This is a genomic window from Marinomonas aquiplantarum (genome assembly GCF_003314975.1).
Taxonomy (GTDB): Bacteria; Pseudomonadota; Gammaproteobacteria; order Pseudomonadales; family Marinomonadaceae; genus Marinomonas; species Marinomonas aquiplantarum.
Window position 1 is genome coordinate 137,910 of the sequence record NZ_QNRF01000005.1, and the last position, 13,148, is coordinate 151,057.

11 protein-coding genes and 1 tRNA gene are annotated in these 13,148 nt (G+C 44.1%); 9 read left to right on the forward strand and 3 right to left on the reverse strand.

What is annotated here, in order from left to right; translation table 11 throughout:
- Positions 1-7 precede the first annotated feature (7 nt).
- The 3 genes from DFP76_RS10840 to pyrC all read left to right on the forward strand — a co-directional run bounded on the left by DFP76_RS10840 (position 8) and on the right by pyrC (position 4,187).
- Positions 8-1,048, forward strand: coding sequence for an AI-2E family transporter (locus DFP76_RS10840; protein WP_113874658.1), 1,041 nt, complete (start codon positions 8-10; stop codon positions 1,046-1,048).
- 164 nt (positions 1,049-1,212) lie between these two features.
- Complete coding sequence (locus tag DFP76_RS10845) at positions 1,213-3,063, forward strand: DEAD/DEAH box helicase (RefSeq protein ID WP_113874659.1); 1,851 nt, start codon at positions 1,213-1,215, stop codon at positions 3,061-3,063.
- A gap of 89 nt (positions 3,064-3,152) precedes the next feature.
- The gene (pyrC, locus tag DFP76_RS10850) at positions 3,153-4,187 is read left to right on the forward strand and encodes a dihydroorotase (RefSeq protein ID WP_113874660.1); all 1,035 of its coding nucleotides are present in this window, start codon (positions 3,153-3,155) and stop codon (positions 4,185-4,187) included.
- A gap of 115 nt (positions 4,188-4,302) precedes the next feature.
- Here pyrC and DFP76_RS10855 read toward each other — a convergent pair.
- Positions 4,303-4,387, reverse strand: a tRNA-Leu gene (locus DFP76_RS10855).
- A gap of 448 nt (positions 4,388-4,835) precedes the next feature.
- Between DFP76_RS10855 and DFP76_RS10860 the strand changes: the two genes are divergently transcribed.
- From DFP76_RS10860 to DFP76_RS10875, 4 genes are all read left to right on the forward strand, one after another.
- Positions 4,836-5,567, forward strand: coding sequence for a DUF599 domain-containing protein (locus tag DFP76_RS10860; protein WP_113874661.1), 732 nt, complete (start codon positions 4,836-4,838; stop codon positions 5,565-5,567).
- Positions 5,557-6,258 carry an O-methyltransferase gene (locus tag DFP76_RS10865; RefSeq protein ID WP_113874662.1) on the forward strand — a complete coding sequence of 234 codons (702 nt, stop codon included), beginning with the start codon at positions 5,557-5,559 and terminating at the stop codon, positions 6,256-6,258. The genes DFP76_RS10860 and DFP76_RS10865 overlap by 11 nt, the downstream gene beginning before the upstream one ends.
- A 164-nt stretch (positions 6,259-6,422) precedes the next feature.
- On the forward strand, positions 6,423-8,351 hold the full coding sequence (gene htpG, locus DFP76_RS10870; RefSeq protein WP_113874663.1) for a molecular chaperone HtpG: 1,929 nt from the start codon (positions 6,423-6,425) through the stop codon (positions 8,349-8,351).
- Positions 8,352-8,539: 188 nt separating this feature from the next.
- The gene (locus DFP76_RS10875) at positions 8,540-9,241 is read left to right on the forward strand and encodes a dienelactone hydrolase family protein (RefSeq protein WP_113874664.1); all 702 of its coding nucleotides are present in this window, start codon (positions 8,540-8,542) and stop codon (positions 9,239-9,241) included.
- Between the two features lie 97 nt (positions 9,242-9,338).
- On the opposite strand, the gene DFP76_RS10880 is transcribed toward DFP76_RS10875, so the two are convergent.
- Together DFP76_RS10880 and DFP76_RS10885 are read right to left on the reverse strand one after the other, a co-directional pair.
- Positions 9,339-10,442: an ABC transporter ATP-binding protein gene (locus DFP76_RS10880; protein ID WP_113874665.1), complete on the reverse strand. Its 1,104-nt coding sequence runs from the start codon at positions 10,440-10,442 to the stop codon at positions 9,339-9,341.
- 17 nt (positions 10,443-10,459) lie between these two features.
- Positions 10,460-11,242, reverse strand: coding sequence for an IclR family transcriptional regulator (locus DFP76_RS10885; RefSeq protein ID WP_113874666.1), 783 nt, complete (start codon positions 11,240-11,242; stop codon positions 10,460-10,462).
- A 175-nt stretch (positions 11,243-11,417) separates the two neighbouring features.
- Between DFP76_RS10885 and DFP76_RS10890 the strand changes: the two genes are divergently transcribed.
- On the forward strand, positions 11,418-12,293 hold the full coding sequence (locus DFP76_RS10890) for a carbohydrate ABC transporter permease (protein WP_113874667.1): 876 nt from the start codon (positions 11,418-11,420) through the stop codon (positions 12,291-12,293).
- Positions 12,293-13,144, forward strand: coding sequence for a carbohydrate ABC transporter permease (locus DFP76_RS10895; protein WP_113874668.1), 852 nt, complete (start codon positions 12,293-12,295; stop codon positions 13,142-13,144). The genes DFP76_RS10890 and DFP76_RS10895 overlap by 1 nt, the downstream gene beginning before the upstream one ends.
- The last annotated feature ends 4 nt before the right edge of the window (positions 13,145-13,148 follow it).

Here is a 13,148-nt window from a genome sequence, read left to right on the forward strand (position 1 = left end):
CAGAAAAATGAGTGAACAGCATAAAGGTATTCAATGGCTAGTCGGCTTTGCAGCCTTCATTATTATTATTGCGGGGTTAAAAGCCGCCTCGCAAATTGTTGTGCCTTTTATGTTGTCAGTGTTTATTGCCATCATTTGTGCACCCGCAATGTCGAGTTTACGACAACGTAACGTGCCTACTTGGTTATCCATCGTGCTGGTGGTGTTCTTGATCCTGATCGGCGTTGGCTCTATTGCATTATTAGTTGGGGCGTCTCTCGACAGCTTTTCAAGTCAGTTGCCCAATTATAAACAGCGTTTTGCCGAAGAGATGTCCGGCGTTATTCAATTGTTAAATAACGTTGGCATTCAAGTGTCTTATGATCAGGTAAAAGGCTACATAGATCCGTCTTCGTTGATGCAGATGGTTGCTAATGCGTTACGAGGCTTGGGCAGCGCCTTAACCAATCTGGTTTTGGTGGTGATGATCGTGATCTTCATTTTGTTTGAGGCGGTTGAGTTGCCTCATAAATTGTCTCGTGCATTAAATGATGCATCAGAGTCAATGGGGCGTTTTGAAGACTTTATTAACTCGGTTAACCGATATTTGGTGATTAAAACCTTGGTGAGTATCTTAACGGGAGTGTTAATTACCACTTGGTTATGGGTCTTGGGCATTGATTTTCCAATTCTTTGGGGGGTATGTGCCTTCTTGCTTAATTTTGTGCCAAACATAGGTTCAATTATCGCCGCTATCCCCGCTGTGTTGTTAGCGTTTGTTCAGCTGGGCAGTCTATCGGCGGGTCTGACAGCGCTTGGGTTTGTGGTTGTGAATTTGATTGTTGGTAATATCATTGAGCCAAGGTACATGGGTAAAGGGTTGGGATTATCGACGTTAGTGGTTTTCTTATCTTTACTCTTATGGGGGTGGGTTTTTGGTCCGGTAGGTATGCTTTTATCGATTCCATTGACTATTATTGTAAAGCTGGCATTTGAAGCGAACCCTAAGATGCGTTGGTTGGCCATCATGCTGGATTCTGACAAAGGGATTTCAGAGGTAGAAAAATAAAATCAAAAGACTGGTATCTTATTTCAAATCTTGCTAGCGTATTTTAGATTAATTGTATATAATACCGCACTTAGATTTTCCTCTAGAGAAATCCCTGAGAAGTTTCGTTGAGGCATGTAAATTGTTACAGGCCTTACTCCCACCAAAAAAAGGTACACATTTACATGTCTGATGCTGATATTCAGCCTACATTTGATTCGTTGGGCTTAATTGCCCCTGTTCTAAAAGCGGTTGCTGACCTCGGTTACGAGCAACCCTCTGCTATCCAAGCGCAAAGTATTCCATATCTATTAGAAGGTCACGACCTTTTGGGGCAAGCGCAGACGGGTACTGGTAAGACGGCAGCATTTGCGCTTCCGCTCTTGTCTCGCATTGACGTGACAGATAAAACGACACAATTACTTGTATTGGCTCCAACTCGTGAACTTGCTATTCAGGTATCTGAAGCATTTCAAAGTTACGCTCGTAATATTCCTGACTTCCACGTATTGCCGATTTACGGCGGTATGTCTTATGACTCGCAACTACGTCAACTTCGACGTGGCGTGCAAGTGGTCGTTGGTACACCGGGTCGTGTGATGGATCATATCCGTCGTAAGACTCTAAAACTGGATACCCTAAAAGCACTTGTGTTGGATGAAGCCGACGAAATGCTGCGCATGGGGTTCATTGATGATGTTGAGTGGATTCTGGAGCAAACGCCTTCAGATCGCCAAATTGCTTTGTTCTCGGCGACAATGCCGTCTGTGATTCGTCAAGTGGCTAACCGTCACCTGAACAATCCTAAAGAAGTAAAAATTGTCACTAAGACATCAACAGCAACTACAATTTCTCAAAAATATTGGCAAGTAAGTGGTCTGCATAAGCTAGACGCTTTGACGCGTATTCTTGAGATGAACGAACACGATGGCATGATCATCTTTGTTCGTACTAAAGCGGCGACAGTTGAATTGGCTGAAAAGCTAACCGCTCGTGGTCACGCTTGTGAGGCATTGAATGGTGATATTAGTCAGAATTTGCGTGAGCGTACCGTTGATCGTATTAAGAAAGGTCAAATCGACATTCTTGTAGCGACTGACGTGGTAGCACGTGGTTTGGATGTTGAGCGTGTTAGTCACGTTGTTAACTATGACATTCCATACGATACTGAATCTTACGTTCACCGTATTGGTCGTACAGGTCGTGCGGGTCGTTCTGGTACGGCTATTTTGTTTGTTGCTCATCGTGAGCGTCGTATGTTGCAAGCCATTGAGCGAGCTACGCGTCAGCCAATCGAAAAGATGAATTTGCCGACCGCATCTGACATCAATGAGCAACGTGTGAGTCGTTTTAAACAACGTATCACTGACACCATGGATAATGAGAATCTGGATTTCTTCTTGGAGCTAGTACAAAGCTACCAAAAAGAGAACGAAGTTGATCCTCTTAAAATGGCGGCAGCATTAGCGCATATGGCACAAGGTAAAACGCCTTTGTTGTTGTCTGAGATGGAAGTTCGTCAAGAACGTCGTGAACGTCGCGAAGGTCGTGACAGCCGCGATGGTCGTGAAGACAGAGCACCACGTGAGCGTAAAGTTCGTCCAGTAACGGCTGATGCGATGCCGCTTAAGGATGATCCAAATACTGCAATGACACGTTACGTTGTTCAAGTCGGTTACAGTGCTGGTGTTAAACCAGGTAACATTGTCGGTGCGATAGCGAATGAAGCGTCTATTGAAAGTCGTTATATTGGTCACATCGAAATCTATGAAGATTTTGCGACCGTTGATTTACCTTCAAACTTGGAATCAGGTGCGTTAGGTAAATTGAGCAAAATGCGTATCTGTGGTCAACGTACTGACATCGCTAAATTAGAAAATGCTGACGAGTTGAACAAACGCGCAGCATCGCCATCTGGACGTCGTCGTTCTGGTGGTGGCGAGCGTCGTGGTTACGGTGACCGTGAGCGTCGTCGTTCAAACGGCGGTCGTGACCGTGGTGAGCGTCGTCCTCGTGCTCCTCGTAAAGACAGTTAAGTAATTAAAAAAGCCGCTAACCAGCGGCTTTTTTTTGGTTAAGCGATACACTTTTAACGTATTTTTTTATTTATCTTAAAGGGCAAAAGATGAACGAAATTACCATCATTAAACCAGACGATTGGCATTTGCATTTTCGTGATGACGACATGTTATTGGAGACGGTTCCAGCAACTGCTCGTTGTTTCTCTCGTGCTATTGTGATGCCGAATTTAGTGCCGCCAGTGGTTAATGCGGAGATGGCGGTCTTGTATAAAGAGCGTATTTTAGCGTCTCGTCCAGAAGGCAGTGATTTCATGCCTCTGATGACCTTGTATTTGACGGATAAAACCACGGTTGAAGACATTAAAGCAGCGAAGCAGGCGGGTGTGGTGGCTGTAAAAATGTACCCTGCTGGCGCCACCACTAATTCAGATTCTGGTGTTACGTCTGTTGAATCTCGCTACCCAGTTTTCGAAGCCTTGGCTGAAAACGATATGTTGTTGCTGATCCATGGTGAAGTGACGCATAACCATGTTGACATCTTTGACCGTGAGAAAGAGTTCATTGACCAACACATGGCTAAAATTGTTGATAGCGTACCGAATCTGAAAGTGGTGTTTGAGCACATTACCACAAAGGATGCGGCTGATTTTGTGCTCTCTGCTCGTGACGGGGTGGCGGCAACCATTACTCCGCAACACTTAATGATGAACCGAAACGATATGCTAGTAGGCGGTGTTCGTCCGCATAACTATTGCTTGCCAGTACTTAAGCGTTCAACTCACCAACAAGCTTTGCGTCAGGTCGTGGCATCGGGTTCAAATCGCTTCTTCCTTGGAACGGATTCAGCGCCTCACGCGCGTCATAAAAAAGAAAACGCTTGTGGTTGTGCTGGTTGTTACAGTGCCTGGTCTGCCTTGGAGCTTTATACGCAAGTTTTCGAAGAGCTTGACGCATTGGATAAGTTGGAAGGTTTTGCCAGCTTGCATGGTGCTGATTTTTATGGATTGCCACGCAATACTGACACGGTAACCTTGGTGAAAGAAGAGTGGCAGGTGCCTGACAGCATTGCTTTGGCAAATGGTGAGCCGATTGTGCCTTTTTACTCTGGCCAGCAAGTGTCTTGGAAGCTAAAAGCTTAAGTTTATTAAAATGATAAACACAAAGCCGAATTCAGTAATGGGTTCGGTTTTTTTGTATTTGGCTTTTCTAGAAAAATAGGGAGTTTGTTTCAGAAGGAAAGAGATCATTGAAGAATGGTGCGGATGGAGAGACTCGAACTCTCACGCCGTGAAGCACTGGAACCTAAATCCAGCGTGTCTACCAATTCCACCACATCCGCATGTCGTATAGAGAGCTGGCATATTACCGATATTTTTAGCGGATGCAAGTTTTTTCATCAGGCTTTGTTTGTAAATATACTCATCGATAAGGTGAATTTATATCGACTATAAACTTACACAGCAAGCTGTAAAAATGCTTTAATTGGATTAGGGAAGGTAAATAAGTCGACTAAGCCTCAGTCTTTCAGAGAAATCGTCAAACAAGGCGCGACTCTGAAGGAATGTAGGTACCTTTCAAAGAGTCGTTACGCAGTAGGGCGTTTTCTCTGAAAGACCCGCAGGGCAAGCTCTAAAAGCCTGCATTCTTTGTTGAGCACCTCGACAATAGGCTAACTATTCACATTTGGTACTCGCCTTGAATAACAGGCTTTTATCCGGTTGCTGAGGCAAGAGGACTTGTTCACACCTTCCCTAGCTTAAGCCATTGTTATAGTTGAGTCTTATTGTATGGAAAGTCGTTCAGTTTCCTTGTTATTAAACCCATTAGATCTAACAACCCTGTTTGTGTTCTTTGCCTGTTGGTGGGGGTACGCTTTGTACGCGCAATACAATTCTAAGCGACGTTCTTGTCTGGTTAGTGTATTGCATCAATTTCGTTTGGCTTGGATGTCGCGTTTGTTGAGGCGAGATAACCGCATTGCAGATGCGTCCGTGATGGCAAACCTTGAACGCAGTAGCTTGTTTTTTGCGTCCAGCAGTTTGTTGATCATTGCTGGCTTGTTCACGGCGTTTAATTATTCGGAAAAAGCCTTGGGCATCATCTCGGATTTCTACTTGTTAGCGCCAATGAGTCAACAGGAATGGGAGTTGAAAATTATCGTGTTAGTGGTGATTTTCTCCTATGCTTTTTTTACCTTTACTTGGTCTGTTCGACAGTATAATTTTTGCTCTGTGTTAGTAGGCAGCGCACCTTTGGCAACCGAGCGAGGCATTGAAGACAGTGAGCGAGAATTGTATGCCAACCATATGGCGCAAATTTGCAGTTTGGCGGCCAATCAGTTTAATTACGGTTTGAGAGCCTATTATTTTGCTATGGCATTTTGTGGTTGGTTTTTAGGGCCGTATTTTTGTATGGCGGCTAGTGTCATGGTGGTTGCTGTGTTGTATCGTCGAGAGTTTCGATCAAAAACCTTCAAAACCTTAAGTCGTGGATTGGTGAAGAACTCAAATGCTGCCTAATTTCCCCAAACCCATTTCTGAAGAGAACCGTCCAATCAATCGAACGGTAAAAGTGGATGATAGACTGTATGACTATCTGATTGATCACTCTGTGCGTGAACCTCAAGTGTTGGAGGATTTACGCCGCGAAACCGCACAATATCATATGGCTCGTATGGCGCTTTCTCCAGAAGTGGGGCAGTTTTTAACACTCTTGATAAGCCTACTAAATCCTCAAAAAGTGATGGAAATAGGGGTGTTTACAGGATACAGCACTATCTCCATTGCTCGTGGTTTGGGGTCAAATGCCAGCATGTTAGCCATTGATAAAAAACAAATGTGGTTAGACATTGCCGACAAATATCTGGCCAAAGCGGACTTGTCGGCAGAGGTAAACACTCTGTGTGCAAATGCATTGCAAGTAATGCAAGACAAAGTGGAACATGAAAGTGCCAGTTATGACTTCTTGTTTATCGACGCGGATAAAGCCAATTTACTCAATTACTACGCTCTGGGCAAAAAATTATTACGACCTGGTGGCTGCATGGTGATTGATAATACTCTGTGGTGGGGTAATGTCGCCGACGACCGTTTTGATGACAAGGACACGCAAATCGTTCGCCATCTCAATGATACCATTCACCAAGATCCAACCGTCACATTTTCACAGTTGCCAATTGGCGATGGTTTAACCATTGTTCGATTAAATTAATGAGCTTGTTCATTTCACCTGTCCTAGCAATTTGAATTTCCACAAAAAAATTGTGTCTAAGCCTCTTGAAATCCATTCAAGAGGCTTTATCTATGTTGCACATGCAGTAAGTGTTACGCCTTTGGTGAGACCAAAGGTTCATTCAAATAGGAGCAAGTAAAAACATGTCAACTGATACTCAAAAAGAAACGTTAGGGTTTCAGACGGAAGTAAAACAACTACTTCATTTGATGATCCATTCTTTGTACTCAAACAAAGAAATCTTTCTACGTGAACTTATTTCAAATGCGTCTGATGCGGTGGATAAGCTTCGCTTTGAGTCTGTCGCAAACGCTGATCTCTTATCTGATGACCCAAATTTACGTGTTCGCGTTGAATTTGATAAAGACGCAGGCACGGTCATTATCGATGACAATGGTATTGGTATGTCTCGTGAAGAGGCGATTACCAACCTAGGTACCATTGCTAAGTCTGGAACGTCTGCCTTCCTTGAACAATTAAGTGGCGACCAGAAAAAAGACAGCCAATTGATTGGTCAATTTGGTGTGGGCTTCTATTCTGCTTTTATTGTGGCCGACAAGGTAACGGTTGAGACTCGTCGTGCAGGGGCAATAGAAGGTGAAGCAGTACGCTGGGTGTCTGACGGTTCAGGTGAATTCACTATTGAAAACATCGAAAAAGCCACTCGTGGTACACGCATTACTTTGCACCTAAAAGGTGACGAAAAAGAGTTTGCTGATAACTACCGTTTGCGTACGCTTGTTACTAAGTATTCTGATCACATTTCCATTCCAGTGGAAATGGAAAAAGTGGTTTATCCAGAAATGGATGAAGAGGGCAACCCAAAACCTGTCGATGAAAGTAAAGCGCCTGAATTTGAAGCTGTTAACTCGGCAAAAGCGTTGTGGACGCGTCCTCGTAACGAAGTAAAAGACGAAGAATACAAAGAGTTCTACAAGCACATTTCACACGATTTTCAAGAGCCTTTGAAATGGTCACATAACAAGGTTGAGGGTAAGTTAGAATACACTAGCTTGCTTTACATTCCTTCTAAAGCGCCATATGACCTATGGAATCGTGACATGCAGCGCGGTCTGAAATTGTATGTTCAGCGTGTTTTCATTATGGATGAAGCGGAAGCGTTCCTTCCACCATACATGCGCTTCGTGAAAGGGGTTGTCGATTCTAACGATCTTTCTTTGAATGTGTCTCGTGAAATTCTACAGAACGACAGCGCAGTGGATTCAATGCGTTCTGCTTTGACGAAACGTGTTTTGGACATGTTGTCTAAAATGGCCAAAAACGATCCAGAAACTTACCAATCTTTCTGGAACGAGTTTGGTAATGTATTGAAAGAAGGCCCAGCGGATGACATGGGTAACAAAGACAAGATTGCCGCTTTGTTACGCTTCAGCTCAACACATACTGACAGTGCTGATCAGACAGAATCTTTGGCTGACTATGTTTCTCGTATGAGTGAAGGCCAAGATAAGATTTACTACATCTACGCAGAAAATCACAACACGGCGAAAAACAGTCCGCACCTAGAAATCTTGCGTAAAAAAGGTTTCGAAGTCTTGTTGTTAAGCGATCGTATTGATGAGTGGATGATGTCGTCTCTACAAGAGTTTGAAGGTAAGTCTTTCCAAGACGTGACCAAAGGCAAACTTGATATCGCGGAAGACGATAGCGAAGAAGCTAAAAAAGAGAAGGAAGAAAAAGCGGAGCAAATTAAACCTCTTCTAGAGCGCATGAAAAAAGTCTTGGAAGAGCAGGTTGCCGATGTGAACTCAACGGATCGTCTAACTAACTCACCAGCTTGTTTGGTGGTAGGTGAATACGATATGGGTCTGCAGATGCGCCGTTTGCTTGAGCAGGCGGGTCAAAAACTGCCAGATTCTAAGCCTACCTTGGAAGTGAATCCAGATCATCCAATCGTAGTGAAAATGGATGCAGAAGCGGACGAGGAGCGTTTCGCTGACATGGCTTGGTTGTTGTTCGAACAAGCGACCTTGTCAGAAGGTGGTCAGTTAGAAGATCCTGCGACCTTTGTTTCTCGCATGAATAAGTTGATTGTGCAATTAAGCCAATAAGCTAAGCCTTTCTCTGAAAAACCGGTGTGGTCATTAGGCCATACCGGTTTTTTTGTGCCTGTTTTTTTATGGTTAATACAATGCAGTTAGCCAGCATTATGACAATAAAGAGGTAAAGTGGCTCATAGCATTGCACTGGTAAAAAGCTCAGGGCTAGACTGGATGAACTTTATAAATGGAGGTGATCTATGAACCAAGATTTTGATTCTTTGTTTAAACACGATATCGAGCGACAGCATTATCAAATAGGTGCAGAGGCGAATTCTACTCCCTTACAGATAATCATTTGGCCAACCTTCTCCGGTTTGAGTGATTTTGAAAAGCAGTTTGCAGATCGTTTAGCAGAACAAGGTTACGCGGTAACGGCGATTGATTTATACGGTCAGGGGCAAAATCCTCAAGACTTACCCGAAAAGCAAGCCAAAATGGGAGCCTTGCTGGCTGAAGCGGAGTCTTTGCATGGCTTGCAACAGGAGTTAACTCAGCAAGCATTACAGGGAGATTCACCCATTGTGCACATTGGTTTTTGTTTAGGTGGTCGCTTGGCGCTTGAGGCGGGTCTGCATTTCAAAGAAACCCTAGGCGCGGCAAGTTTTCACGGATTAATGTCCTTTTACCGTGCTCAGTCTGCGGAGCTTGCCAATCAAGATGTGAAATTGATGATCATGAATGGTTATCAAGACCCTTTGGTAAACGATGAAGACACCCAATCTGCTAAACAATATTGGTCCGGTTTAGGGATTGATTTTCAGTTTTTCGATTTTGGTAACACGGTGCACTCCTTTATGTTGCCCAGTGCCAATAACCCTGATCATGGCAGCTTATACAATCCATTAGTTGCGCAGCGAGGTTTTGCTTACCTCACTCATTTTTTAGCAGAATTGTCTTAAGTTTCCCGTTGTTTAAGTGAAATTGGGCAAATACACAAAAGCCACTTCATTCGGTGAACTGGCTTTTTGGTATTTTTAGAACGAGACAATGCTAGGCTTATCTTTTAGGAACAGGGCGTTGGATAATAGACTCACCTTGTGCATTGAATAAGTAGCAATCCTGTTTCTTAATGCCGACAGTAATGTTCTCACCATGACGCGTTAAGTTGCCACCGTTGACCTCAATGGTCAGTTTTTCATTATCGTATTGACCGTACAGGTAAGTTAAGCCACCAAGGTGTTCCGCCACATCGATGTCGAGATTGAGTGTAAAGTCTGCGGCATCTGTGTCTTCAGTGATGTGTTCAGGTCGCACGCCCAGTTTGATCTGGCTGTTAACCGATACCTTGTTGGTATCAACGGGTAATTGAACACTTTGTCCCGCGACGGCAATGGTTGCCATATTATCTGCGTCAATACTGGTGACGCTAGCGGCTAAGAAATTCATTTTAGGTGAACCGATAAAGCCAGCGACAAATTCATTGCTAGGGTTATGGTAAAGCTCTAATGGCGAACCAACTTGCTCCACGTTACCGGCACGCAATACGACGATTTTATCCGCCAACGTCATGGCTTCCACTTGGTCATGGGTAACGTAAATCATGGTGGATTTAAGGCGATTATGCAGTTGAGCAATCTGGATGCGCATATCAACACGTAATTCGGCATCCAAGTTGGATAAAGGCTCATCAAATAAGAAAACCTCGGGTTGACGCACAATAGCACGACCAATGGCGACACGCTGACGTTGACCGCCAGAAAGTTGCTTGGGTTTGCGGTCAAGCAATTCGTTTAATTGCAAAATATTCGCAGCGTTGGCTACTTGCTCTTTGATTTTTTCCGGCGCCACGCCATTCATTCTTAAGCCAAAGCTCATGTTTTCTTCCACTGTCATGTGTGGGTAGAGAGCATAAGATTGGAACACCATGGCCACACCGCGATCCGCTGGTGCAACGTTATTCATGTTAACGTCGTTGATCTCTAGGCTGCCTTCGGTAATGTCCTCAAGACCGGCAATAAGGCGTAAAAGAGTCGATTTACCACAGCCTGATGGACCAACAAAGACTACAAATTCACCGTCTTTTAGGTCAAGGTTGACGCCATGAATGGTTTCTATGTCATTAAATCGTTTGATGACGTTTGTTAGTTTTATCGTCGCCATAATGGACTTTTCCTATGCTAGTTAGAGGCCGAGGCCCCCATTCGAATGGATACTTTCGTACAGGCGTCTTTGACCAGTGTTTGAAAGTGTTGAAAGCGAGCATCATCGACGCGAAATTTCGGAGCGGTGATGCTCATCGCGGCAATGGGTTCATGATTGTGATTTAGAATCACTGAGGCGGCACATTGAATGCCGTCTTCGTGTTCTTCTAAATCCAAAGAAACGCGACTGCTACGAATTTGGCTTAGGGCCGCTCGTAATTCAGTCTCGTTTTTCAATGTGGTTTCGGTGTGCTGAATAAAGCTTTGATCTTGGATGGCTTGTGTCAAGCTGTCTTCGTCTAAAAACGCTAACATGGCTTTGCCTACCCCAGTGCAATAAGCTGGACCTTTTTTACCCACTGCAGAAAATAAGCGCAGGCTTTTTTGACTCTCTAACTTATCTATGTAAATGACTTCGCCTCGATCCAAGACAGCCAAGTGAATGGTTTCCCCGGTATCTTGCCAAAGCGCTTTCATTTGGTCGGCGGCGATGTCGCGAACATCCATACTCGCCCAAGCCTGATGGGCTAATTCCAACAAGCCATAACCTGGATAGTAAAGTTGGCTTTCTTCGTCAAAACGCACTAAGCCTTTATCTGCCAGTGATGTCAGGGTTCGATGGGCTGTTGCTTTTGGTAGATCCGTTTTCTCAACCAATTCGGCAAAACGCAGTGGCACAGGTGTCATGCAAACTTCTTGCAGCAGGCTAAGTGCTTTATCAAGAGACGAGCCTCCGCTTTTATTTTCAGGCACTGACATTGTGTTTCCTTTGTTATTTTTATAGCGAATAAGATCGCGATGAAAAGTTGTCTTAAAAAATGTTCTGAAATCAGTATTGCAAAAAATGGAACTTTATTCCATTATTTTATTAGGTGAGTGATCTGTCAAGTTTTGACAATTCATTATTTAATAAAAATAAAGAGGTGTGTGAGCCATGCAGAAGTTGCATAGCAAGCAGCAGCAATGGATGCCGGTATTGTTTTTAGCGCCAGCAGTCATTTTGTTTGTGGTCTACGTTGTCTTTCCAATTCTTCAAAGTATTTGGTTAAGCTTTTATGAATGGGACGGTATCGGAGAAAAGGTATTTGTTGGTTTTGATAATTACATCGAGTTATTCGATGATTATCAATTCTGGGTGGCATTAAAAAATAATGTGTATTGGATGGTGTTCTTCATGTTGGCACCACCGATTGGCTTGGCCATAGCGCTGTTCCTTAATCAAAAGGTCATGGGGATCCGAGCCGTTAAATCCATGTTCTTTTTTCCTTTTGTTATTTCTCAAGTCGTTGTTGGCCTTGTTTTCTCTTGGTTTTACGACCCTTCATTTGGTTTATTTAATAAGGCCATTGGCCTATTTGGCATGGAGCCTGTGGCCATTTTATCCGATGAGAATTGGGTGACATTTGGCATCATAGTAGCAGGGCTCTGGCCACAAATCGCTTACTGCATGATCTTATATCTCACAGGCTTAAATAACCTTAATCCAGATCAAATTGAAGCCGCTCGCTTGGATGGTGCTCACGGTTGGAAAATGTTGTGGCATGTGATTCTACCGCAGTTACGTCCAGCGACATTCATCGCTGTGGTGGTAACCGTAATCGGTGCGTTGCGTAGTTTCGATTTGGTGGCAACCATGACCAGTGGTGGGCCGTTTGGCTCTTCCAGTGTGTTGGCCTACTTCATGTATGAACAGTCTATTTTCAATTATCGTGCCGGTTACGGTGCGGCGATTGCGACTGTGTTGTTCTTGATTATGGATATTTATATTGCCTACTTCTTGTGGCGCATGCTGAAGAGTGAGAAAGCCTAATGTTCCCTACACCCATTGAAAAACGATCTTTGCCATTTAATTTAAGCTATCGCGTCGCGATTTGGTTATCTTTGCTGTTGTGGTTGTTGCCATTAATTGCGGTTATGTTGACTTCCGCTCGTTCTACCGCGGACATCAATGCCGGTAATTACTGGGGGATTCCTTCCGAGTGGATGCTATTAGAAAACTACACATTGGTTTTTACTCAAACGCCCATGTTTCGCTACCTGTTGAACTCAGTATTGATCACTTTGCCGGCGGTATTGGGTGCGGTTGCTTTGTCGACATTGGCAGGCTATGCCCTTGCAAAATTTAAGTTTCGCGGCAATGTGGCTATGTTTGCTACCTTTATCGCGGGTAACTTTGTGCCGTTTCAAATCTTGATGATTCCGGTACGTGATTTAACCATTGGCATGGGGTTATACGATACGGCAACGGGTCTGATTATTTTTCACATCGCCTTCCAAACCGGATTTTGTACCTTGTTTATGCGTAATTTTATTGTCGGTTTACCGGATGAATTAATTGAGGCTGCCCGTGTAGAAGGTGTCAGCGAATGGAAGATATTCTGGTATGTGGTCTTGCCTTTGGTCAGGCCCGCTCTGGCGGCTTTGTCGGTATTGATATTTACCTTCATTTGGAACGACTACTTCTGGGCATTAGTCCTAGTGCAAAGTGATGAAGTGCGACCTATTACCGCTGGTATCAGTGCGTTGAAAGGTCAGTGGATGGCGTCTTGGCAGTTGATCGCAGCGGGTTCCATTGTGGCGGCATTACCGCCAGTTATCCTGTTCTTCGCCATGCAGCGTCATTTCATTGCGGGTCTGACTCTGGGCGCCACAAAAGGGTAATCGC

Excerpts from the sequence above, each read along its gene's own strand:
- DFP76_RS10840 (WP_113874658.1), top strand. The coding sequence starts at position 8 with ATGAGTGAACAGCATAAAGGTATTCAATGGCTAGTCGGCTTTGCAGCC.
- DFP76_RS10845 (WP_113874659.1), top strand. The coding sequence starts at position 1,213 with ATGTCTGATGCTGATATTCAGCCTACATTTGATTCGTTGGGCTTAATT.
- pyrC (WP_113874660.1), top strand. The coding sequence starts at position 3,153 with ATGAACGAAATTACCATCATTAAACCAGACGATTGGCATTTGCATTTT.
- DFP76_RS10860 (WP_113874661.1), top strand. The coding sequence starts at position 4,836 with ATGGAAAGTCGTTCAGTTTCCTTGTTATTAAACCCATTAGATCTAACA.
- DFP76_RS10865 (WP_113874662.1), top strand. The coding sequence starts at position 5,557 with ATGCTGCCTAATTTCCCCAAACCCATTTCTGAAGAGAACCGTCCAATC.
- htpG (WP_113874663.1), top strand. The coding sequence starts at position 6,423 with ATGTCAACTGATACTCAAAAAGAAACGTTAGGGTTTCAGACGGAAGTA.
- DFP76_RS10875 (WP_113874664.1), top strand. The coding sequence starts at position 8,540 with ATGAACCAAGATTTTGATTCTTTGTTTAAACACGATATCGAGCGACAG.
- DFP76_RS10880 (WP_113874665.1), bottom strand. The coding sequence starts at position 10,442 with ATGGCGACGATAAAACTAACAAACGTCATCAAACGATTTAATGACATA.
- DFP76_RS10885 (WP_113874666.1), bottom strand. The coding sequence starts at position 11,242 with ATGTCAGTGCCTGAAAATAAAAGCGGAGGCTCGTCTCTTGATAAAGCA.
- DFP76_RS10890 (WP_113874667.1), top strand. The coding sequence starts at position 11,418 with ATGCAGAAGTTGCATAGCAAGCAGCAGCAATGGATGCCGGTATTGTTT.
- DFP76_RS10895 (WP_113874668.1), top strand. The coding sequence starts at position 12,293 with ATGTTCCCTACACCCATTGAAAAACGATCTTTGCCATTTAATTTAAGC.